Annotated in this window: 22 protein-coding genes; 19 read left to right on the forward strand and 3 right to left on the reverse strand. The window is 32.5% G+C overall.

What is annotated here, in order from left to right; translation table 11 throughout:
* Positions 1–221: 221 nt before the first annotated feature.
* From ACHZDT_RS21030 to ACHZDT_RS21095, 14 genes are all read left to right on the forward strand, one after another.
* Entirely contained in the window at positions 222–536 is a 315-nt protein-coding gene (locus ACHZDT_RS21030) for a hypothetical protein (RefSeq protein ID WP_394776664.1), read from the forward strand.
* Positions 537–993: 457 nt separating this feature from the next.
* A complete protein-coding gene (locus ACHZDT_RS21035; protein ID WP_394776665.1) occupies positions 994–3,216 on the forward strand; it encodes an NADP-dependent isocitrate dehydrogenase in 2,223 nt (740 codons plus the stop codon).
* Between the two features lie 234 nt (positions 3,217–3,450).
* The gene (locus tag ACHZDT_RS21040) at positions 3,451–5,832 is read left to right on the forward strand and encodes a carboxypeptidase-like regulatory domain-containing protein (protein ID WP_394776666.1); all 2,382 of its coding nucleotides are present in this window, start codon (positions 3,451–3,453) and stop codon (positions 5,830–5,832) included.
* A 35-nt stretch (positions 5,833–5,867) separates the two neighbouring features.
* Positions 5,868–6,689, forward strand: coding sequence for a DUF4249 domain-containing protein (locus tag ACHZDT_RS21045; protein ID WP_394776667.1), 822 nt, complete (start codon positions 5,868–5,870; stop codon positions 6,687–6,689).
* Between the two features lie 5 nt (positions 6,690–6,694).
* Complete coding sequence (locus ACHZDT_RS21050) at positions 6,695–7,177, forward strand: GyrI-like domain-containing protein (protein ID WP_394776668.1); 483 nt, start codon at positions 6,695–6,697, stop codon at positions 7,175–7,177.
* Positions 7,178–7,280: 103 nt separating this feature from the next.
* Positions 7,281–7,721 carry a DinB family protein gene (locus ACHZDT_RS21055; RefSeq protein WP_394776669.1) on the forward strand — a complete coding sequence of 147 codons (441 nt, stop codon included), beginning with the start codon at positions 7,281–7,283 and terminating at the stop codon, positions 7,719–7,721.
* Positions 7,722–7,906: 185 nt separating this feature from the next.
* Positions 7,907–8,308 (forward strand): RidA family protein, encoded by a 402-nt coding sequence (locus ACHZDT_RS21060; RefSeq protein WP_394776670.1) that lies wholly within the window; start codon positions 7,907–7,909, stop codon positions 8,306–8,308.
* Positions 8,309–8,471: 163 nt separating this feature from the next.
* Positions 8,472–9,134 (forward strand): thiamine diphosphokinase, encoded by a 663-nt coding sequence (locus ACHZDT_RS21065; protein ID WP_394776671.1) that lies wholly within the window; start codon positions 8,472–8,474, stop codon positions 9,132–9,134.
* A gap of 567 nt (positions 9,135–9,701) precedes the next feature.
* Entirely contained in the window at positions 9,702–10,658 is a 957-nt protein-coding gene (gene rlmF, locus ACHZDT_RS21070) for a 23S rRNA (adenine(1618)-N(6))-methyltransferase RlmF (protein WP_394776672.1), read from the forward strand.
* Between the two features lie 50 nt (positions 10,659–10,708).
* Entirely contained in the window at positions 10,709–10,939 is a 231-nt protein-coding gene (locus ACHZDT_RS21075) for a hypothetical protein (RefSeq protein ID WP_394776673.1), read from the forward strand.
* Positions 10,924–11,226 (forward strand): type II toxin-antitoxin system RelE/ParE family toxin, encoded by a 303-nt coding sequence (locus tag ACHZDT_RS21080; protein WP_394776674.1) that lies wholly within the window; start codon positions 10,924–10,926, stop codon positions 11,224–11,226. The genes ACHZDT_RS21075 and ACHZDT_RS21080 overlap by 16 nt, the downstream gene beginning before the upstream one ends.
* Before the next feature lie 80 nt (positions 11,227–11,306).
* Complete coding sequence (locus ACHZDT_RS21085; RefSeq protein WP_394776675.1) at positions 11,307–12,245, forward strand: alpha/beta fold hydrolase; 939 nt, start codon at positions 11,307–11,309, stop codon at positions 12,243–12,245.
* A gap of 177 nt (positions 12,246–12,422) precedes the next feature.
* A complete protein-coding gene (gene uvrB, locus ACHZDT_RS21090) occupies positions 12,423–14,414 on the forward strand; it encodes an excinuclease ABC subunit UvrB (RefSeq protein WP_394776676.1) in 1,992 nt (663 codons plus the stop codon).
* Positions 14,415–14,500: 86 nt separating this feature from the next.
* Positions 14,501–16,684 carry a prolyl oligopeptidase family serine peptidase gene (locus ACHZDT_RS21095; protein WP_394776677.1) on the forward strand — a complete coding sequence of 728 codons (2,184 nt, stop codon included), beginning with the start codon at positions 14,501–14,503 and terminating at the stop codon, positions 16,682–16,684.
* Between the two features lie 37 nt (positions 16,685–16,721).
* Here the strand turns inward: ACHZDT_RS21095 and ACHZDT_RS21100 are convergent, their stop codons facing one another.
* Positions 16,722–17,123: an excinuclease ABC subunit B gene (locus ACHZDT_RS21100; RefSeq protein WP_394776678.1), complete on the reverse strand. Its 402-nt coding sequence runs from the start codon at positions 17,121–17,123 to the stop codon at positions 16,722–16,724.
* Between the two features lie 56 nt (positions 17,124–17,179).
* Between ACHZDT_RS21100 and ACHZDT_RS21105 the strand changes: the two genes are divergently transcribed.
* The 4 genes from ACHZDT_RS21105 (at position 17,180) to ACHZDT_RS21120 (ending at position 20,800) form a co-directional block, all read left to right on the forward strand.
* Positions 17,180–17,977: an alpha/beta hydrolase gene (locus tag ACHZDT_RS21105; protein ID WP_394776679.1), complete on the forward strand. Its 798-nt coding sequence runs from the start codon at positions 17,180–17,182 to the stop codon at positions 17,975–17,977.
* A gap of 19 nt (positions 17,978–17,996) precedes the next feature.
* The gene (locus tag ACHZDT_RS21110; protein WP_394776680.1) at positions 17,997–19,007 is read left to right on the forward strand and encodes a dipeptide epimerase; all 1,011 of its coding nucleotides are present in this window, start codon (positions 17,997–17,999) and stop codon (positions 19,005–19,007) included.
* 4 nt (positions 19,008–19,011) lie between these two features.
* Complete coding sequence (locus ACHZDT_RS21115) at positions 19,012–20,031, forward strand: aminotransferase class I/II-fold pyridoxal phosphate-dependent enzyme (protein ID WP_394776681.1); 1,020 nt, start codon at positions 19,012–19,014, stop codon at positions 20,029–20,031.
* A 301-nt stretch (positions 20,032–20,332) separates the two neighbouring features.
* On the forward strand, positions 20,333–20,800 hold the full coding sequence (locus ACHZDT_RS21120; protein WP_213297120.1) for a DUF1456 family protein: 468 nt from the start codon (positions 20,333–20,335) through the stop codon (positions 20,798–20,800).
* Between the two features lie 181 nt (positions 20,801–20,981).
* On the opposite strand, the gene ACHZDT_RS21125 is transcribed toward ACHZDT_RS21120, so the two are convergent.
* Positions 20,982–21,686, reverse strand: coding sequence for a LytR/AlgR family response regulator transcription factor (locus tag ACHZDT_RS21125; RefSeq protein WP_394776682.1), 705 nt, complete (start codon positions 21,684–21,686; stop codon positions 20,982–20,984).
* Between the two features lie 3 nt (positions 21,687–21,689).
* Positions 21,690–22,730 carry a sensor histidine kinase gene (locus ACHZDT_RS21130; RefSeq protein ID WP_394776683.1) on the reverse strand — a complete coding sequence of 347 codons (1,041 nt, stop codon included), beginning with the start codon at positions 22,728–22,730 and terminating at the stop codon, positions 21,690–21,692.
* A 220-nt stretch (positions 22,731–22,950) separates the two neighbouring features.
* Here ACHZDT_RS21130 and ACHZDT_RS21135 point away from each other — a divergent pair, with 220 nt between their 5' ends.
* Positions 22,951–23,754, forward strand: a complete 804-nt coding sequence (locus tag ACHZDT_RS21135) for a DUF5694 domain-containing protein (protein WP_394776684.1) — start codon at positions 22,951–22,953, stop codon at positions 23,752–23,754.
* The last annotated feature ends 87 nt before the right edge of the window (positions 23,755–23,841 follow it).

Raw genomic sequence — 23,841 nt, forward strand, 5'->3', positions numbered from 1 at the left:
TTTATATTTTTAAACTACTTTTTAGACACCTTTTTGAGTTCATTTATACTGCTCACTTTTATCCAGAATTAGGTGCTCACTTTATCCAGAATATCCATATAAGATATAATTAAAAGACTACAAAAATATTAGAAAGCTGATTTCGTTACAATTTATAACAGTTGTTTGTTACATTTTTTAACGATTCAGATCTAATTTTGTATGTCTAAATATTTAAACTTATGACAATTATTGAAAAATTAGCAGTAGAAAAGCATTTGCTTAAAGCATCTAAATTGGAGGAAAGAGATAGAAGATATCAGGCAATAGAACAATTATTTCGAATATATGAATTAGATTTTATGTTTTATGATATGAATTTTGCCCTTGATATTAGAAGGGGTTTAGGTGTTTTAGGACTGGAATGTGATGTTCGAAGAAACAAAATTGTTTTAGAGAAATCAGCAATTATCCAATACTATGAAAAAGTAATGGGATTAAAAGCTGAGCCAATAGAAGAAGAGAAAAGCTACTATCAACGTCAAAAAGGACTTTAAAAAAAACCTCTTAAATAGAGGTTTTTTTATGTTTAAATGTCTTCTAAAATATATTTAAGTAAAGAGGCTTAATAATTTTTTTTATACTTTTGGCTTTGTAAAATCACACTTTTGGTTTTTCCGATTATAATATCTACTTATTGCACATCAGTCAAAAATATAACTTTTCATACAAAAACAATTAACACTAAAATGGATTTATGCAAGCGTTAGCGTTTCATTTTTCAAAACCTTCCTCTTTTACCTCTGATTCATCAAAACTGTAAATTTTTAATATCTAAATCACCGATTTGATAATTAAATGACTTCGAAATAACAATCTGATAATTTCGGTATTTCTCAGGAAAACTATACCGTTTTCGGACTGTTTTTATTATATTTGCTCCGCTCATTCTGAGCCGACTATACCTTTTACATCGCTATTCTTTGGCGATACGATTATAAAAAAAAAAAAAAAATGACACAGAATTCAAAAATTTATTACACCTTAACTGATGAGGCGCCATTATTAGCGACTTATTCTTTTTTACCAATTGTGCAGGCATTTACTGCTACTGCCGGTATTGCAATTGAAACTAGAGACATCTCTTTGGCAGGTAGAATTTTATCAAATTTTCCTGAACTTTTGACTGATGCTCAAAAAACCGGTGACGCTTTAGTTGAATTAGGACAATTAGCGACACAACCTGAAGCTAATATCATCAAATTACCTAACATCTCAGCATCAGTACCGCAATTAAAAGCTGCTATTGCTGAATTACAATCTCACGGTTACAAAATTCCTAATTTTCCGGAAGATCCTCAAAATGATGCCGAAAAAGAAATTAAAGCTAAATATGCTAAAGTTTTAGGCTCTGCTGTAAATCCGGTGTTACGTGAAGGAAACTCAGATCGTAGAGCTCCCCGCGCAGTGAAGAATTTTGCAAAAGCAAATCCACACTCAATGGGTGCATGGTCTGCTGATTCAAAAACTAAAGTTGCTTCAATGCCGGACGGTGACTTCTACGGAAGTGAAAAATCACTTACGGTTACAGAAGCTAACGATGTGAAAATTGAATTTATTGCTAAAGATGGTACAACAACTGTTTTAAAAGCAAGTACTCCGCTTAAAGCAGGCGAAATAATCGACAGTTCTGTAATGCATTTAAAAGCCTTAAAAAGCTTTGTTGCTGTTGCAATTGCCGATGCTAAAAAAGAAGGCGTTTTACTTTCTGTGCATTTAAAAGCTACAATGATGAAAGTTTCAGATCCAATTATCTTTGGCGCTATCGTTGAAGTATATTTTGCTGACCTTTTTACAAAATATGCCACTTTATTTGCTGAATTAAATATTGATACAAGAAACGGTTTAGGTGATATCTACGCAAAAATTGCAGGAAGACCTGAACAAGCTGAAGTTGAAGCTGACATTACTAAAGCAATCGAAAACGGACCAGCTCTTGCAATGGTAAATTCTGATAAAGGAATCACTAATTTACACGTTCCATCTGATGTTATTGTTGACGCGTCTATGCCGGCAATGATTCGTACTTCTGGACAGATGTACAATAAAGAAGGAAAACAACAAGATACAATCGCTGTTATTCCGGATCGTGCTTATTCTGGTATTTATACTGCAACAATCGATTTTTGTAAAAAACACGGTGCTTTTGATCCTAAAACAATGGGAAGTGTTCCTAACGTAGGTTTGATGGCTCAAAAAGCTGAAGAATACGGATCTCACGATAAAACTTTCCAACTAAAAGCTGACGGAGTTGTTCGTGTAGTTGATAATAAGGGAACTGTTTTAATGGAGCAGGATGTTGAAGCTAATGACATTTTTAGAATGTGTCAGGCAAAAGACGCTCCTATTCAGGATTGGGTTAAACTTGCTGTAAACCGAGCTCGTTTATCTGATACTCCTGCTGTTTTCTGGTTAGACGAAAACAGAGCGCACGACAGAGAATTGATCATAAAAGTTCAAAAATATTTAAAAGATCACAATACAACAAACTTAGATATTCGTATCTTAAATCCTATTGCTGCTACTGAATTTACTTTAGACAGAATCATTAAAGGCTTAGACACTATCTCTGTAACAGGAAACGTTTTACGTGATTATTTAACTGACTTATTCCCAATTTTAGAATTAGGAACTTCGGCTAAAATGTTATCTATCGTTCCCTTAATGAATGGTGGCGGATTGTTTGAAACCGGTGCCGGAGGTTCTGCTCCTAAACATGTTGAGCAATTTACTGAAGAAGGATATTTACGTTGGGATTCATTAGGAGAATTTTTAGCTCTTGGTGCTTCATTAGAGCATTTAGGACAAACTTTAAACAACTCTAAAGCAATTATTTTATCTGAAACTCTTGACGAAGCTAACGACAAATTCCTGGCTAATGATAAATCTCCGGCTCGTAAAGTAGGTCAGATTGATAACCGTGGATCTCATTTTTACCTTGCTTTATATTGGGCTCAGGCATTAGCAGCTCAAAATAAAGATGCAGATTTAAAAGCTATTTTCACTCCTGTTGCGGCTGAACTTGAAGCTAACGAAACTAAAATAGATGCTGAATTAATTGGTGCACAAGGAAAACCTCAAACTCTTGGTGGTTATTATCAGCCAACTCCTGAGTTAATGAGTAAAGCAATGCGTCCTAGTGAAACATTCAACTCAATTATTGCTGAAATAAAATAATAAAAAATACAAGGATGAGACGCACAGTAGTGCGTCTCTACGATATTATAAAAAAGACAACTTTTAAAGTTGTCTTTTTTTGTTTTAAACCAAAACTCTGAACCTCTGAACCTCTTTATCTTTGAACCTTTGCACCTTTACAACTTAAAAAAAATATTCTTAACTAATGTTTAACAATAGTTCTACACCAATATTTAGTAAGAATTATTAACTATGTGCTTCAAATACAAGACAATGATTACAAAAAAAATTGGCCTTCTTTTTATACTTCTTTTAACGGCTTTAACTTCATTTTCTCAGGAAAAATTTACTTTAAGCGGAACAATTACTGACTTTAAAAACAATGAAACCTTAATTGGTGTAAATGTTTATATTCCCTCTTTAAAAATTGGAACTACAACTAACGAATATGGTTTTTATTCTCTTACGGTTCCAAAAGGTGAGCATGAAATCGAAATCAGTTATGTTGGTTATCAAACCATTCAGAAAACAGTCAATTTAAATCAAAATACAAAAACAAATTTCGGAATCAACGAAAGCGGCGAAGAACTTCAGGAAGTCGTAATTAAAGATAATAGGGGTAAAATAAATATCAAATCTCCGGAAATGAGTGCCAATAAACTTTCTATTGCCACAATTAAAAAAATGCCCGTAGTTATGGGTGAAGTCGATGTTTTAAAATCGATTTTATTACTTCCCGGAGTTACAAATGCCGGCGAAGGAGCTTCAGGATTTAATGTACGCGGCGGCGGAGCTGATCAAAATTTAATTTTATTAGACGAAGCAACAATATTTAATTCCTCTCATGTATTTGGATTTTTCTCTGTTTTTAATCCCGATGCAATTAAGGATTTAAAATTATACAAAGGCGGAATTCCTGCTCGCTATGGCGGAAGAGCCTCTTCTGTATTAGATATTTATCAGAAGGACGGAAACAGTAAAGAATTTCATGTAAATGGAGGAATTGGATTAATTTCCAGTCGAATTCTTGCCGAAGGTCCAATCGTGAAAGACAAAGGTTCGTTTTTAATTGGAGGAAGAGCTTCTTATGCACATTTATTCCTGAAACTGTCAGAAAAGCAAAAAGACAATTCAGCTTATTTTTATGATTTAAACACAAAATTAAGTTATAAATTAAACGATAATAACAGCTTGTATTTATCTGGTTACTTTGGTCGTGATGTTTTTAGTTTAAATAAAAGTTTCACGAATACTTACGGAAATTCAACCTTAAATTTGCGTTGGAATCATTTATATTCTGATAAATTATTTGCTAATTTATCGTTGATTTACAGCGATTATTATTATGGATTAGATCTGGATTTTGTAGGTTTCAAATGGGATTCGGGAATCAAAAACTATAATATTAAATACGATTTCAAAAACTATATTTCAGATAAATTCAAACTAAATTATGGCGTAAACGGGATTTACTACGAATTTAATCCCGGAACTATCAAACCAAGTAATGAAACATCTGGAATTAATTCGGATCAATTAGATAAAAAATATGCCTTTGAACCTTCTCTTTATATTGAAGCAGAAAATCAGCTTTCGAAAAAAATCACAGTTTCTTACGGATTACGTTACAGTTTATTTTATCGTTTAGGCTCATCGACAATCAATTATTATGAAAATAACGAACCTGTTACTTTTAATACTGATATGCAGATTTATGAAAAAGCAACACCAACATCAACAAAATATTTTGGCAAAAACAAAGAGATTCAGAATTACAACAATTTAGAACCTCGTTTTTCAGTTGCTTATCAATTAAATGATGATCAATCGATTAAAGCAAGTTATAACCGAATGGCGCAATATCTTCAATTGATTTCGAATACCTCATCGCCTACTCCGCTTGATGTCTGGATGCCAAGTGATAATTATATCAAACCGCAAATTGCAGATCAGGTTGCTTTAGGTTATTTTCGAAATATCAATAATGGCGCATATTCTATAGAAGTTGAAACCTATTACAAGAAAATTCAAAACCGATTAGATTACATCGATGGTGCTGATTTAATTGCAAATGATGCAATTGAACAAGTTATCCTGAACGGACGTATGCGCGCTTATGGTTTAGAATTTATGCTAAAGAAAAATGAAGGTAAATTAAACGGATGGATTTCGTACACTTTATCAAAATCACAACAACAAACTCCAGGAAGAAATGCCGAAGAAACAGGAATCAACAACGGACAATGGTACAGTTCTGCCTATGATAAAACACATAATTTAGCCGTTACATCAGCTTATAATTTAAACGAGAAATGGTCTTTTGGAGCTAACTTTGCTTTGCAATCCGGTCAGCCCGTTACATATCCTAACGGTCAATATGAATATTTAGGAATCACGGTTCCTAATTACGGACAAAGAAATGAAAGCCGTTTACCTGCTTATCATCACTTAGATGTTTCGGCAACTTTAACGCCAAGAACAAATAAAGACAGAAACTGGAAAGGCGAATGGGTTTTTAGCATTTATAACTTGTACAATCGCCATAACGCAGCGTCAATCAATTTCCGTCAGAATGTTGATACGGGCGCAAATGAAGCGGTACAAACTTCTATTTTTGGGATCGTTCCTGCCGTTAGTTATAATTTTAAATTTTAAACTATTTTTCTGAAAAAGAAAACAAAAGATATATCATGAAAAAAGCAACCTTATTAATCGTACTTTTTATATCAATTTTCTTCACAAATTGTGAGGAAGTTGTTGATGTTAATCTCGATACCGCGCCGCCAAAATTAGTAATCGAAGCTGCCATCAATTGGCAAAAAGGAACAACAGGAAATCAGCAAACCATAAAATTAAGTACAACAACTGGCTATTTTGAAAATGTGATCCCAACGGTTTCCGGAGCGACGGTTTTTATACAAAACAGCCAAAATGAGCACTTTAATTTTACTGAAATTCCAAAAACCGGAAGGTATGTTTGTACAAACTTCAAACCCGTAATTGACGAAACTTATACGTTAACCGTAATCAATAAAGGAGTTACTTATAATGCAACAGAAATACTGAAATCTGTAGCGCCAATAACACGTGTAGAACAAAATAATGAAGGCGGAATTACAGGAGATGAAATCGAAATTCGTGCTTTTTATAACGATCCCGCTGATATCGATAATTTTTATTTGTATAAATATGTTTACTCAAATAAAATCACCTCAACGTACTATGTAAGTGAAGACAAGTTTTTTCAGGGCAATGAATATTTCAGTCAATCTGATGACGACGAATTGGCTATTGGAAATGAAATCGAAATCACACATTACGGAATTTCAAAACAATACTACAATTATATGAATATCCTGGTAAGTATCGCGGGAAGTAATACTGGAGGACCTTTTCAATCGCCTCCGGCAACGGTAAAAGGAAATATCATGAATACAAATGATAAGGCGAATTATCCGTTAGGTTATTTTTCGCTTAGCGAAACAGATATAAAGAAATACAAAATTCAATAATTAATATGGAAGCCAGAATTGAAATTTTATCCGAAAAAAAACTAATAGGTAAACACATTGTAATGTCGTTTATCGAAAACAAAACGTTTCAATTATGGAGTTCATTTATGCCAAGGCGTAAAGAAATCAAGAATCCAGTCGATTCTAATTTATATTCCCTTGAAGTTTTTCCAAAAGGTCATTTTGATAATTTTGATCCCAATAATAGCTTTCAAAAATGGGCCGCTGTCGAAGTTTCTAATTTCGATGGGATTCCCGTAGACATGGAAACTCTCATAATTCCAACCGGATTATATGCCGTTTTTATTCATAAAGGCCCACAAAGTGAAGGTCATAAAACCTATCATTCTATTTTTGTAGAATGGCTGCCAAATTCCCAATATACAGTAGATGAAAGACCTCATTTTGCTGTAATGGGTGATAAATACAAAAAAGAAGATCCAGATTCTGAAGAAGAAATCTGGATTCCAATTATTAATAAAGCTTAATTTTTGCCACAGATTTCAGTGATTAAATAGATTATATTTTGATTATAATTATGAATAAATCTGAATTAATCTTTTAAATCTGTGGCTAAAAAACAAAAATACTATGCTAATAGAAACACTAAAATCCCTTTTTAATCGAGATTTAAACAAATTAAAACTCGAAATCGAATCATATCAAAACGAAAGTCAGCTTTGGGTGATTGATAAAAACATCTCTAATTCAGCCGGAAATCTTTGTCTTCATTTAATAGGAAACATAAATAGTTATATTGGAGCTGAATTAGGAAAAACAGGTTATGTTCGAAATCGTCCTTTAGAATTTTCATTAAAAGATATTCCAAGATCCGAATTAATAAGCAAAATTGACAATACAATTCTGGTTGTGAATAATACTCTTGATACTTTAACCGAAAAAGATTTAGAAGCGATTTATCCACAAATTGTATTCGAAAAGGAAATGACAACAGAATTCTTTTTGGTACATCTTTCCACGCATTTAGGTTATCATTTAGGACAAATTAATTATCACCGAAGATTGGTTTAGAAAGTTTTTTAGTCACAGTTTTCAGTATTCAGTCACAGTATTCAGTCACAGTTTACAGTTTACCGAAAACTGTTGACTGAGACTGAATACTGAAAACTGTAAACTTTTTTAAGAAACTTCAACATATGTAAAGGTTTAGAAATTAGAATTAAGCAAACTTTGCAATTAATTCAAATTTCTAGAACATGAAACACTTACTTTTTACCCTATTTTCACTTTGTGCATTTTCTGCAAAATCACACGCATCATCAGTTTCAACTCTGGGAGAATTCGTTTATATTTCAGGACAAAGCGGCGGATTAGGAAAAAACCATATTTTAAGCAATAGTTTTAGAGAACAAACCCAAATTGCATTACAAAACATAGTAACAGTTTTGGAAAGCTACAATCTAAAACCAGAAAATATTATGAAAATAACCATTCTAATCGTAGATCATTCTCCCGAAAAATTAAAAATATGGAACGAAGAAATCAGAAAAGTCTGGAACAACAAACCATTTCCCGCAAGTACATTAATCCCCGTTCCTAAACTAGCCATCGACGGAATGTTGATAGAAGTTGATGCTGTAACTTTCAAAGCAAAGTGATTTTTAACTATTAAGAGATTAAGAAAAATTAGTTTTGGTTTTATAATCTGTGGCAAAACTCCTTCCATTACTAGCTCAAGGAAAAAAAATCTAAAATCTAAAATCTGCCTCTAAAATCTTAACCTTTCGTACATTTACAGCACATTTCAAATCAAAAATCTAAATGTCTTCACACCATATCGTACGCGACGACCAGGAACCAGCATTAATTATTGCAAACGGAGCAGCATGCAACCCAGAATTATTAGGACAATTGCTCGAATGGTCGCCACTCGTTATCGTGCTGGATTCTGCCATTGAAAGAGTTATAAAACTTGACATAAAAGTCGATGTGCTTTTAGGCGATTTTGATAATGGTTTTGATCCTGAAATCTACAAAACCTCACAATATCCTATCGAAATTGTACACACTCCAGATCAGGATAAAACCGATTTAGAGAAAGCTTTTGATTATTTAATCGCTAGAAAAATCCCTGCTGTAAATGTAGTTTGGGCAACCGGAAAACGTGCCGATCATACCATTACAAATCTTACCAATATTGTTCGTTATCGCAATTTACTTAAAATTGTAATCCTCGACGATCATTCTAAAATTTTCTTGTTGCCGAATAAATTCGAAAAATGGTACACGGCAAAAACGCCAATTTCGCTGATTCCCATTGGCGTCGTTAACGGAATTAATTCTACCAATTTACTATATCCTCTAAAAGATGATACTTTGACAATTGGTTACAGAACCGGCAGCAGCAATTCTGTCGCGCAAGATGGTTTAGTCAGCATTACCCATACAAATGGTGATTTATTGCTAATGGAATGCATGGATTAAAAAAAATTTGTTTCTCGCAGATTTTGCAGATTACGCAGATTAAATTAGGAATAATTATCCGCACAGATCAGTTTAAATCTTTTTAAATCTGCGAGAAAAAATTAAACATACAGAAATATAGATTTTAAAACAGCATTGATTAAAAAGTTTTTTGTTTCTCGCAGATTTTGCAGATTACGCAGATTAAATTAGGAATAATTATCCGCACAAATCAGTTTAAATCTTTTTAAATCTACGGGAAAAAATTAAACATACAGAAACATAGATTATAAAAAAGCCCTGATTAAAGGATTTTTGTTTCACGTAGATTTTGCAGATTACGCAGATTAAATTTGGAATAATTATCCGCACAGATCAGTTTAAATCTTTTTAAATCTGCGAGAAAAAATTAACACCTAGAAACATCATTTTTATATCTAAAACAAACCAAAAATTTATATTTCGATTTGTCTAAATCTGAATTTGCAATTTGGAATTTTAATATTGGAATTTGCCCAAAGGTCAATCGTTTTTATAATTATCATTTACCGCAAAAAGAATGACTATCTTTGCACGGAAATTTACAAAATGAAAGAAATAGACAATTCCGAAAAAAACAATTTACATCCTCGAAATCTTCATCGATCCCGTTATGATTTTGAACTTCTGATCGCAAATTGTCCCGAATTAAAAGGCTACGTTGCCATAAATATTCACGGAATTGAAACCATTGATTTCAGTAATCCTCTTGCGGTAAAAGCGCTTAACAAAGCATTATTACAAACGTATTACGACATACAAAACTGGGATATTCCTAAAAATTATCTTTGTCCGCCAATTCCCGGAAGAACAGATTATATCCATTATTTAGCCGATTTACTTGGTGAAACCAACAACGGAATTATTCCGCAAGGATCTTCAGTTTTAGGTTTGGACATTGGAACAGGCGCTAATTGTATTTATCCTATTTTAGGAAATGCAATTTATGATTGGAGTTTCGTAGGAACAGATATTGATGAAAATGCGATAGAAAATTGCAGTAAAATTATCGAAGCAAATCCAAAATTAGTTGACGCAATAAGTTTACAGCAACAAACCGAATCTCGTTTCATTTTCAAAAATATCATTACGCCCGAAGATCGTTTTACGTTCACAATGTGTAATCCCCCATTTCATTCTTCTGCCGAAGATGCGAATCAAAGTACCGTTCGTAAAGTTTCAAACTTAACGAAGGAAAGAAAAAAGGTAAATCCAGTCCTGAATTTTGGAGGTCACAACGCCGAATTATGGTGCGACGGCGGAGAAATTGGTTTTGTTACCCAAATGATTTACGAAAGCTCAAAATTTGCAATGCAATGTTTGTGGTTCACCACTTTAGTTTCAAAAAGAGAAAACCTTTCAAGCATTTACAAAACACTAAATAAAGTAAATGCATCTTCAATAAAAACAATCGATATGGCTCAAGGCCAAAAAACAAGCCGAATCGTTGCCTGGACATTTTTAAGTGAAAGCCAACAAAAAGCCTGGAAGTTTTTAGAATCATAAATGTTATTTTTATTTATTGTTTTTTGTAACTTCGTGTAAATTATATTACTATGAATACTCTTGAACTTAAAAATATTTTGATTTCTGAAATTTCAAAAATTGATGACGAATCATTTTTATCTGCTTTAAAAACTATCTTAGACAGTCGTAGCAATTCTTCAAAGAGTTATTTGACTAAGTATAACGAAGAACTAAAAGTTGCTGAAGAAGAGATTGAAAATGGAAATTATTATTCTCACAAAGAGGTTATGGATAAAATTGAGCAATGGAAAAAGAAATAATTTGGTCAATTATTGCTCAAAATCAGCTTGAAAAAATTTATTTTTACTTATTAAAAAAATCCAAAACTGAGCGCATTCCAGTTAAAATTATTGATTCAATTACTAATTCAGTTACTATATTGATCAAAAATTGGGAAATCTATGAATTAGATGAAATGAAAATATCAAATAATGGTAATTATAGAGCTTTCGAAATTTCTAACTATCGAATATCCTACAGAATTACTTCTAAAACAATCCAAATTTTAAGAATAAGACATACAAGTCGAAATCCAAAAGTCTTATAATTATGATACTTTAAAATAAAATTCTGATACTTTATCCGTGCGTAATTTCCGTACCTTTAAAGTAAATTGAATTTTATACTATGCCAAAAATATACTTTAGAATACTACTATTACTTTTACTGACAGGTTGCTCGTCTACTAAAAAAGTCAAATTTGACGATTACGTTTTTAAAACAAAAAGCGAAAAACAGGCATATATAAATTCATACGACAAATCCCTAAAACTTTGGGACATTCCGTATTCCGAAGAAAATGTAAAAACCACTTACGGAATAGCTCACGTTATTATGTCTGGTCCAAAAAACGGAAAAGATTTAGTTTTACTCCACGGAATGGACGCCAGTTCAACAATGTGGTTTCCTAATATTAAACCTTTAGCCAAAAATCATCGCATTTATGCAATTGATTTCATGATGGAACCCGGAAAATCTACATTGACATCAAAACCACTTTCATCAGAAGAAATCGTGCTTTTATATAATGAAGTTTTTGATCATTATAAATTAAAGAAATTTGATATTGTGGGAGCTTCTCGTGGCGGTTGGATTGCTACTTTATTAGCAACCAAAAAAGGAAATTCAATTGATAAGGTAGTTTTATTAAGTCCCGCTCAAACTTTTAAATTTATAGATAAAGTTGGCAAAACAACTTCTGCCTTAATGCTGAAACTTTTTCCGAGCGAAAAGAAATTCGGAAAAACATTAAAAACATTTTCAACACATCCTGAAAAAATTAGTCCTATTTATAAAAGACAATTTTATCTGGCCAATAAATATGCTAAATCTAATTCAAGTATGCTCAAAATGCATCCTTTTTCAGACGATGAATTAAAGTCGATTACAAATCCCGTTTTAGTTTTAATTGGTGATAATGATGTCATTAATTCAGAAGAAAGTTTAGAAAGAGCTAAGAAATATTTAATCAACAGCAAAACTCAAATGATAAAAGATGCAGGACATTTTTTAACTATCGATCAACCAAAAGTAGTGAATGATGCGATGATCAATTTTTTAGAATGATTTTTTTTCGCCATGAATTTTCTCGAATGATTTAAAATTGATTTTATAAATTCATAATCAATAATATGATTCTTAAATTCTATTTTTTATAAAATTCGGGCGATTCGTGTAATTCGTGGCAATCCTTTTTTATAGAATTCAAACTTTGTATCTTTACAAAACAAATTTTTCATTCAAATGAATTTCCAGGTATTCTCAGATTATAGTCCAAAAGGCGATCAGCCACAAGCCATCGAAAAACTATCGCAAGGTATTGTTGATGGTGAAAAATATCAGACCTTATTAGGAGTTACAGGTTCCGGAAAAACATTTACAGTTGCCAATGTGATTCAGGAAGTTCAGCGACCAACTTTGGTTTTGGCTCATAATAAGACATTGGCTGCACAATTGTATTCGGAATTCAAGCAATTTTTCCCGAATAATGCAGTAGAATATTTCGTTTCGTACTACGATTATTACCAACCTGAAGCTTTTATGCCTGTTACAGGAGTTTTTATCGAGAAAGATTTATCTATCAATGAAGAACTGGAAAAGATGCGTTTAAGCACAACTTCTTCCCTGCTTTCAGGTCGTCGCGACATTTTAGTTGTGGCTTCGGTTTCGTGTTTGTATGGTATTGGAAATCCCGTTGAATTTAAGAAAAACGTAATCGAAATTGCAAGAGATCAGGTAATTTCAAGAACTAAATTATTACATAGCTTAGTTCAGAGTTTATACGCCAGAACTGAAGCCGATTTCACTCCCGGAACTTTTAGAATTAAAGGTGATACGGTTGAAGTTTATCCAAGTTATGCCGATGATGCTTATAGAATTCACTTTTTTGGAGACGAAATTGAAGAGATTGAATCCTTTGACGCCAAGACTTCACAAGTTATTGAAAAGTTTAAAAAACTAACCATTTATCCCGCCAATATGTTTGTAACTTCTCCGGAAGTTTTACAAGGTGCAATTTGGGAAATTCAGCAGGATTTAGTCAAACAAGTTGATTATTTTAAAGAAACAGGAAAACATCTGGAAGCAAAACGTCTGGAAGAACGTACCAATTTCGACTTAGAAATGATTCGGGAATTGGGATATTGCTCCGGAATTGAAAACTATTCAAGATATCTTGACGGAAGACTTCCGGGAACAAGACCTTTCTGTTTATTAGATTATTTTCCCAGCGACTTTTTAATGGTAGTTGACGAAAGTCACGTAACCGTTTCACAGGTTCATGCTATGTATGGAGGCGATCGAAGCCGTAAAGAAAATTTGGTGGAATATGGTTTCCGTTTACCTGCCGCAATGGACAACAGACCGCTAAAATTTGAAGAATTTGAAGCTTTGCAAAATCAGGTTATTTATGTTTCTGCAACTCCGGCAGATTATGAATTGCAAAAAACGGATGGAGTTTATGTCGAGCAAATTATTCGTCCAACAGGATTATTAGATCCAACTATTGAGGTTCGCCCGAGTTTGAATCAGATTGATGATTTAATCGAAGAAATCCACGTTCGTTGTGAACTCGACGAAAGAGTTTTAGTTACGACTCTGACCAAAAGAATGGCAGAAGAATTAGCCAAATATTTAACTAAAGTGAATATTCGTTGCCGTTATATCCATTCTGAAGTGGATACTTTAGAGCGTATTGAAATTATGCAGGATTTACGAAAAGGTATTTTTGATGTTTTAATTGGAGTAAATTTACTTCGTGAAGGACTTGATTTACCTGAAGTTTCGCTTGTTGCCATTTTAGATGCTGATAAGGAAGGTTTTCTACGTAATCACAGATCTTTAACGCAAACTATTGGTCGTGCGGCAAGAAATTTAAACGGAAAAGCGATTTTGTATGCCGATAAAATTACGGCGAGTATGCAAAGAACAATGGATGAAACAGATTATCGCAGAACCAAACAGATTAATTATAATACTGAACACGGAATTACGCCTCAGGCCTTGAACAAAAAAATCGAAAGTGCTTTTACTAAAAATCCTTTGGTTGAATATGAATTAGGACATACTTTATCTGCTGCTGCCGAACCAGAAACGGCTTATTTATCTAAAGCAGAATTGGAAAAAATGATTCGTGAAAAACGAAAATCAATGGAGAAAGCGGCAAAAGAACTGGACTTTTTACAAGCGGCAAAATTACGTGATGATATCAAAAAACTACAGGAACAATTGGCTTAAAAAAAAAATCAATTAACTAAGATGGTTTTATATATTTACGTTTAAAAACTCACCTGATACTTCTGGTATTTTAAACTAAATAATTTATGAATAAAAGATTTATCTTACTTACTACTTCTTTTCTAGGTTCTATAATTTCTCTTTCAGGACAAAGTAAACCACAGCCAGCACCGGAAGTAATTGCTACCGACGATTATTTTGGAAAAACCATATCTGATCCTTATCGTTATCTCGAAAATCTTAACGATTCTAAAGTGATCGACTGGATGAAGAGCAATGCTGACTATGCTCACGAGAAATTAAACGAAATTCCAGAACGTGAAAACTTAATACGAACATTAAGAGAACTGGATTCCAGAAGAGAAAGTGTAATTTCTAGTTTGCAGATAACCAAAAATAATACGTACTTCTATTTAAAACGAAATGCTAATGAGGAAAATCCTAAATTATATTACAGACAAGGATTTGAGGGAACCGAGAAACTGCTTTTTGATCCCCTGACTTACAAAAAAACTAATGCTGTTACTTATAATATAAGTACAATTCGCCCAAATATTGAAGGAGATAAAGTTGCTATTGAAGTTTCTCCAAACGGATCCGAAAGCAGCGATATGTTTATAATTGATATTACCGGTAAAATATATCCTGAAGTATTTGATAAATGCGGATATAGCTATGCTTCCTGGATGCCTGACGGAAATTCATTTACTTTTACAAGAAAAAATTCATCTGATGTTACAGATCTAAATAGATCATTAAACAACAAAGTTTATTATCATAAATTAGGTCAAACTGAAAAAGAAGACATTGAATTTCTTTCTAATACTACCAATCCGGAACTTAATATTGGTCCTGAAGAAAGTCCATATAATTTTTATCATGAAAATTCAAATAGAAACTATGCTCTGATTCGTACTGTAGACAATAGAATTATACTCTACACCAGCAAATTCAAGAATAATTTCTCTCCAACAAGCTGGACAAGTTTGGTCAGTAAAAAAGATGAAGTTGTTAATTATCTGCATGATAAAGATTTTATCTATTATCTAACTTTTAAGAATGCCTCTAACTTCAAAATCATCAAGGTACCTCTTTCAAATCCTGGAATAGAAAACGCCGTAACAATAGTTAAAGAACCTAAAAATGGCAACATTACAAATTTTGATCTCACAAAAGATGGTTTGTATTATTCAATTACAGAAAATGGTGTTGAGGCAAAAGTGTATTTCCTGGCAAAAAATAAAACGAATCCGGTTGAATTAAAATTACCTTTTCAGTCAGGTTCAGTATCTTTTTCAGCTCCAAATGAAAACAAAAGTGATATCTGGATGACATTCTCAGGCTGGACTTCTCAGTCTAAAAGATATTTATATAATCCATCAGCCAATACATTTACTTTCCAGCCTTTAACAAAATCTATCGAATATCCAGAATTTAAAGACATAGTTTCAAAAGAAATTATGATTCCTTCATACGACGGTGTTATGGTTCCTGTTTCAATTATTTATGACAAAAACACCAAACTAAATGGAGATAATCCTGCACTTATATTAGGATATGGATCTTACGGAACTTCTATTGAACCTTATTTTAGTCCTGGAAGGCTTTTACCTTATTGTCTTTATGGTGGTATTTATGTTGTAGCTCACGTTAGAGGTGGCGGAGAGTTAGGAGAAACCTGGCATAAAGAGGGTTTCAAAGAAACTAAGCCAAATACCTGGAAGGATCTGATCGCAACAACAGAATACTTGATTAATCAAAAATATACTACAGCAAAAAAAGTTGCAATTCGCAGCTACAGCGCAGGCGGAATACTAATAGGAAGGGCAATTACTGAACGTCCGGATTTATTTGCTGCATCAATAATTGACGCAGGTTCATTAAATGCGATTCGGTCAGAAATTCAATCTAACGGACCAGCCAATATTCCTGAATTTGGCACAGTTAAAGATCCAGCAGATTTTAAAGCTTTATTAGAAATGGATGCTTATCATCATATTAAAAAAGGAACTTCATATCCAGCAACCTTAATCACAGCTGGAATTAATGATCCTCGTGTCACTGCGTGGGAACCAGCAAAATTTGCTGCATTTCTCCAAAACGCTAATACATCCGACAAACCAATACTCTTTTTTACAGATTTTGAGGCTGGACACGGAATAGGTAATAGCAGTACAAAAAATATAGAAATTTCGGCAAATATAATTAGTTTCGCTTACTCCAATACAGGACATCCAAAATTTCAACCTTCAAAAAAAATAAAACCTTAATATTAAAAAGGACTGTATCATACAGTCCTTTTCTATTTTAGTTATGTTGTTCCTGAAAAACCTTCAATAAAACATTCGGATCAATTATTGCGTTTGGCGCTTTTTTCATTAAATCTAAAACACGTTTGGTCGCATTTGGATTCAGTCCCATTTCAATTGCAATTTGCTGAATGGCTTTGGCTTCTTTTTCATGCAAAATACCGTCGCAATACATAATCAGAGCCAATCTGTAAAATTGTTGAATACGCTGAAACTCAGATTTTATAATCGAATTTGTACTTTCCTGATGAAATAAATCGCGAAAAACACTCAACTCAATACTTAATTCCTGCGCAACCAGCCACAAAAAATCATACTCTCGTTTATGCAATTGCCCATCAACGGTAGAAAAAGCAATCATTTCTAAAAGTAAACTTCTCTTTTCTGTTTCGGTATTCATCAATTTATTATTTTTAGCTAAAATATTGTTTTTAAATCTAAAACGCAACAGAAGTCATGATTAGAGGATTCTTCTTTTTTATATTGCTTTGGATCACTGTTGCAAGCGCGCAAGAAAGTACGGCTTCAAAAAACGTATCCACTTTTACGATTGAAGCGCCTCAATTAAAAACGACTAAAAAAATCTGGATTTACCTTCCTAAAGATTATTCGGCTACAGCCAAAAAATATAGCGTGATTTATATGCACGATGCTCAAAATTTATTCGATTCCAAAACCTCTTATTCCGGTGAATGGAATGTAGACGAAAAATTGGATAGTTTGAAAGCGCAGGTTATTGTCGTAGGAATTGAACATGGAAATGACAAACGTATGGACGAATTAACGCCGTACAAAAATGAAAAATACGGTGGCGGAAATGGCAATAATTATCTTGATTTTATTGTAAAAACATTAAAACCTTATATCGATACAAATTACAGAACTAAACCAAAAGCCAAAAACACTATTATTATGGGAAGTTCGCTTGGAGGATTAGTTTCGTATTATGCTATTTTAAAATATCCCGAAATATTTGGAAAAGCAGGCGTTTTTTCACCTTCATTTTGGTTTTCGAATGACATTTATACGTTAACAGAGAAAACTCCAAAAATCAAAACCAAGATTTATTTTTTATGTGGAGACAAAGAAAGTGATGATATGGTAAAAGATATGACTAAAATGGAACGTTTATTAGATACAAAACGTTGTTATTGTTTGCGTCTTACCAAATCGAAAATTGTAAAAGGCGGAGAACATAACGAAAAACTCTGGCGGGATGGTTTTGTAAAAGCGATTCTTTGGCTGGGTTATTAAATTAAAAAACAATCAGATTATGGAATTAATTTTAAGAGAATACAATTTAAAACTAAAACACACTTTTACTATTTCCAGAGAATCGATTGATTTTCAGCCATCGCTGATTGTCGAACTTAAAAGTGATGGTTTTTCAGGTTTTGGAGAAGCAACTTCAAATCCTTATTACAAAACAACGGTTCCGGTAATGATGCAGGATTTAGAAAAAATCAGAAGCATTATTGAAACTACCGAGAATGAAACTCCTGATGAATTTTGGGCAAAAATCTACCCGTATTTAAAAGGTGATATGTTTGCTTTGTGCGCTTTAGATCTCGCTTATAATGATTTGTATGCACGCAAAAAAGGCAAAAAATTATATGACTTATGGAATTATTCTATCGATAATAATCCGCTTACAGATTATACAATTGGGATTGCTTCTATAGAAAAAATGGTTTCGAAAATGCAGGAACTTCCCTGGCCTATTTATAAAATAAAACTGGGAACAAAAGAAGATATTGCGATTGTAAAAGAACTTCGAAAACATACAAATGCTATTTTTAGAATCGATGCGAATTGCGGCTGGAACGTTGAGGAAACGATTAATAATGCCATTGAACTAAAAAAACTTGGCGTTGAATTTCTGGAACAACCTATGAAAGCCGATAATTGGGAAGCCCATAAAGAGGTTTTCAAACATTCGGTTTTGCCTATAATTGCCGATGAAAGCTGTATTATTGAAGAAGATGTAGCAAAATGTTTCAACCATTTTCATGGCGTAAATGTAAAATTGGTAAAGTGTGGCGGATTAACTCCCGGAAAACGAATGATTGAAGAAGCCAAAAAATTGGGATTAAAAACTATGGTGGGCTGTATGACGGAATCAACGGTGGGAATATCTGCAATTGCGCATTTATTACCACAATTAGATTATGTTGATATGGATGGTGCGTTACTTTTAGCCCAAGATATCGCAACTGGCGTAACAATAAAAAATGGCGTTATTCATTATTCTGATTTGAACGGAACCGGAGTTACTTTAATCTAAAACTATGAATGTCAATCAGTTTCCGGATAGAATTATTGAGATTAACCAGGAACATTATTTGTATTTTGGAGGAACGGCTTATTTGGGATTGCCTACAAATAAAAATTTTCAGGAATTGGTGATTAAAAACATTCGACAATGGGGAACTACTTACGGAAGTTCCAGAAGTGCCAATATAAAATTAACGGCTTATGAAAATGGTGAGAATTTTTTAGCCAATTATATAAAAGCCGAAAGCACCGTTACGGTTTCGTCCGGAATGCTCGCAGGGAAATTAGTGATCGATCAACTGAAAAAACAAACAAATTCTTTTTTTCATTTCCCAAATAATCACACAGCAATTCAGACTAATGAGAGTTTGCCGATATTTATAAATGACCAAATAAATCCACGTTTATTAGATTCTAAATTTGAAAAAATTACGGTTTTGACCGATGGCGTTTCCGGTTTTCAAACTAAGGCTGTTGATTTATCTATTTTAAAGGAAATCACGAATCATAAAGAAATCACTTTACTTATTGATGAATCGCATTCTTTTGGGATATTAGGAAAAAATGGTTCTGGAATTTACTCGGAAATTGATCTTCCCATAAAAAGAAAAATCATGATTTCGTCTTTAGGAAAAGCGTTTGGCTTAAACGGTGGTGTTATTGCAAGTGATGCTTTATTTATCAACCAAATAAAGGAAATGGATATTTTTATTTCTGCTGCCGGAATGAATCCTGCTTTTGTTCAGACTCTTGCTGATGCTTCAGAAATATATAAATTACAACATCAAAAATTGATTGAAAATCTGAATTATATTGATCAAACGTTAATCAAAAATGACAACATAAAATTTGATAAATCCTATCCTTTAATTTATTTGGAAGATGAAAATTTGATTGAATTATTAAAAGAAAACAAAATCATTATCGCCAGTTTTAAATATCAGTCAAACTCCAAAAACTTAAACCGAATCGTAATTACTGCAAATCATCTTAGGGAAGATTTAGATAAATTAGTAAATATCTTAAACGATTAATAGTTTCAATGCAAAGTAAAGGTAGCCACGAATTACACTAATTTTCACGAATTAAATTTTAAACGCAACGCAATTAGTGAAAATTTGTGCAATTCGTGGCAAAAAACCTTTCGCTCACTTCAATAAATTGTAATCAAATTAGTTTTAAAACGTACCTTTGTAAAAAATAAGCGCATAGTTGTAATTCACACGAAAGAGGAATCTTCGTTGGTTGCTCACATTGCGGAGATTCCTCCTTCGTCGGAATGACAAAGATTGTGGAACCTGAAACTTGAAACAAATTGAAATTAAAAAACAAAAAATGACGAATAACGATATCCTAAAAAAACTTCGCGTGGCTTTGATGCTCCGTGACGACCAAATAGTTGAAATTTTAGAATTAGTAGATTTTAGAATTACAAAATCAGAATTGGGAGCTTTTTTTAGAGCCGAAGATCATGAAAATTACATGGAATGTGGTGATCAGGTTTTGCGTAATTTCTTAAACGGATTGGTAATTCATTTAAGAGGAACGAAAGAAAATCCTAAAAACCCTAACGATGTTTTAGCAAAACATAAAGCCGAAATCCCTAAGAAAGATAGCACTAAAGAAAGACCTGAATTTAAAGCAAGTGCAAAAGATGCTGAAAAAGGAAGAGGTGATAAAGCTCCTTCTAAATCTGGTCCTGCTGCTAAAAAACCTTTCAAGAAAAACAACACGAAAACGGCTCCTAAAGTACAGGTTGTAGAAAAAGTGATTTACAAAAACGGTAAAGGTAAAAAATCGTAAATATACATTGCTTAGACGCACTGCAAAAATTTAACTGCAGAGCACGCAAAGATTTTTTAAACGCAAAGTTCGCAAAGCTATATTGATAAAGCTTTGCGAACTTTGCGTTTATAATCGTAATCCAAGACAAAAATTCTTTCGTACTTTGCGTTAAATCATCATCTCCAAAACACAATAATATTTATATCTTATTCTGATCAATACGATCAAAAAAAGCATCTTTAAAAGTCGCTCCAATTGGCAATTCTTTTGCATTGATAAAAACCGAAAAACTATCTGTGGATTCTATTTGTTTTAATGCAACGACAAAAGATTTATGGATTTGAATAAAATCTTTTTCGGGCAATGATTCGATTACATTTTTTAAAGATGAATGTGTGATAATTTGCTGTTTATGAGTATGAATACAAACATAATTCTGAAGACTTTCTACGTACAAAATATCTTCTAAAAGCAACTTCTGAAATTTATTTTTACCATCTGTTTTAATAAAAATAAAATCAGATGAATTACTTGTTGCAACTTCGGTTTTTGATTCAGAATTTAGTTTTGAAACTGCTTGGTAAAAACGTTCAAAAGCAATTGGTTTTAGTAAATAATCAATCGCATTTAACTCAAATCCTTCTAATGCAAAATCAGGATATGCCGTTGTAAAAATGACTTTAATATCTTTAGAAATGATTCGGGAAATTTGTAAACCCGTTAATTGCGGCATTTGAATATCCAGAAAAATAACATCGACACTTTGTGTGTTTAGAAACTCTAATGCTTTTAATGAATCATTAAAAACACCCACTTTTTCCAGAAAAGAGACTTTTTCGATATAATTTTCAAGGATTCTGGTTGCTGGCGGTTCATCATCAACAATGATACATTTAAACTTCATTTTCTATTTATTTAATGGAATTTTCAAATACGTTTTAAAGGTATTGTTTTCTGTGGTTTTTTCGAGTAGAAAATGATTTTGATAAGCATATTCTAAACGTTTGGTCAGATTGTCAAAACCAATTCCGGTTGATGAATAATTTTCGCCTTCAACATTATAATTAAAGGTTGATAGTTCTAAAAAGTCATCTTTTATTTTGATCGAAATAATGGCTTTTTCTGATGGATTATTTAGTTTTCCGTGTTTGAAAACATTTTCGATAAAATGGATCAAAGCTGACGGAATGATTTTTTCATTTGAATAATTCCCTTCTATTTCAAAGTCTAAATAAAGCTGATCTTCAAAGCGTTTCTTCTGCAAATGAATATAATTTTCGACAAACTGAATTTCCTTTGAAAGGAAAACCTCTTCTTTATCGGTTTCTGTAATTACGTATCGAAGCAAATCTGAAAGTACTAAAATATCCGAAGCCATTTTATCATCTTTCAAAATCAACTGGCTATAAAACGAATTAAGCGTATTGAACAAAAAATGCGGACTTACTTGTGATTTGAGCATTTGCAATTCGGCTTTTTTATTTTCTAAAATCAATTGCTGATTTTGCTTGTATGTATCCTGAAATTGCCAAAACAAATAGCTCAAAACACTTAAAATAATCGCCGGTAACCCGAAGAAAAAATTGTCACGAATATAATACGTTACTTCTCTTGTTCTTTCGGCATAATTATGAATTCCGGTAATTTCAAAAACTACAACTTCCTGCAAAAAATAGCGAACTCCTGCAAAAATCAATAATGAAACCGGAATACTTAATATGTAGAATACTATTTTCTTTTTATTAAAAAACAAATCATAAAAAGTATAAAAATTAAGAGTATAAACGATAAAAACAGACAGCACGAAAGTCACATTAAACGAGAAATACATCGTACTAAAAACAAAGCTCATTTCGCGATTATTTACTCCAATATCCCAAAGATAAAAAGTTACAAATAGTCCCAAAAAAAGGATGATATGATAATAGAAAGGAATTTTAAGCTTCATAATAATGTGGTTAATACTTCAAAAATACAACTATGACTTTACATGAATACTACGTTTATACAAAACATCAATTTTATGGGATGAACTATCAAAAACAGTACACGAAATTTTTCAGCAGCAAATTTTGAATGTTGGTGCTTTGGAATTTGGTGTTCATCAAAAAGTAAAAATTGACCTTAAAAGCTACTATACATTTGTCATGAATTTAAAACAAATCATCATGAAAAAAATCGCTTTACTATTTCTTTTTACAATTGCTTTCAACGCTGTTTCTGCTCAATCAAAAAAGAAACAAATTTTATTACTTGGAACTTTCCATTTTGAAAATCCGGGACTTGATGTTGCTAAAGTAAATACGTTTAATGTTATGTCAGACAAGAGCCAGAAAGAGTTGGAGAACATCACGAATAAAATCAAAAAGTTTGGACCGGATAAAATTTTCGTAGAATGGAACTATGAGAAACAAGCAAAACTAGATAAATTCTACAATAAAAATACGGATAGTTTACTTCATAAAGATGCTGACGAAATTGTTCAGCTTGCATTAAGATCAGCAAAGAAATTAGATCATAAACAACTTTACGCAATTGATTACAACAACACTGACTTTCCTTATGATAGTTTGGTAAAAGGAATGACAGCAGCAGGTCAGTTTGATTTGATAAAAAGAAATGAAGAGACGATGAAACATTATGAAACAGATCAAAATGCAAAAATTGCTAAATATTCCTTAACCGAATTGCTTATGGATATTAATACAAAAGCATCAAATGAAGATAATATTAGCTGGTATCTTGAAACAGCTATTAAGGGCGGAAAAACGGATAATTTCGTGGGTGCTTATTTGGTTTCAGAATGGTATAGAAGAAATCTTTATATGTATGCTTTAATTCAGAAATTAACTGAAAGCAAAGACGATAAAATAATGGTTTTATTGGGAGCGGGACATACAGCAATGATTAGAGAATTTGTGGAACATAATCCTGAATTTGAAATTGTAGAATTGGCAACAGTTTTGAAGTAATTTAACTACAAGATATTTTTTACCGCAAAGCGCGCAAAAGTTTTTTTATATTATTTTAACGCATAAAAAGCGCAAGATCGCAAAGCT

Source organism: Flavobacterium sp. (assembly GCF_043722275.1).
In the GTDB taxonomy this organism is placed as follows: domain Bacteria; phylum Bacteroidota; class Bacteroidia; order Flavobacteriales; family Flavobacteriaceae; genus Flavobacterium.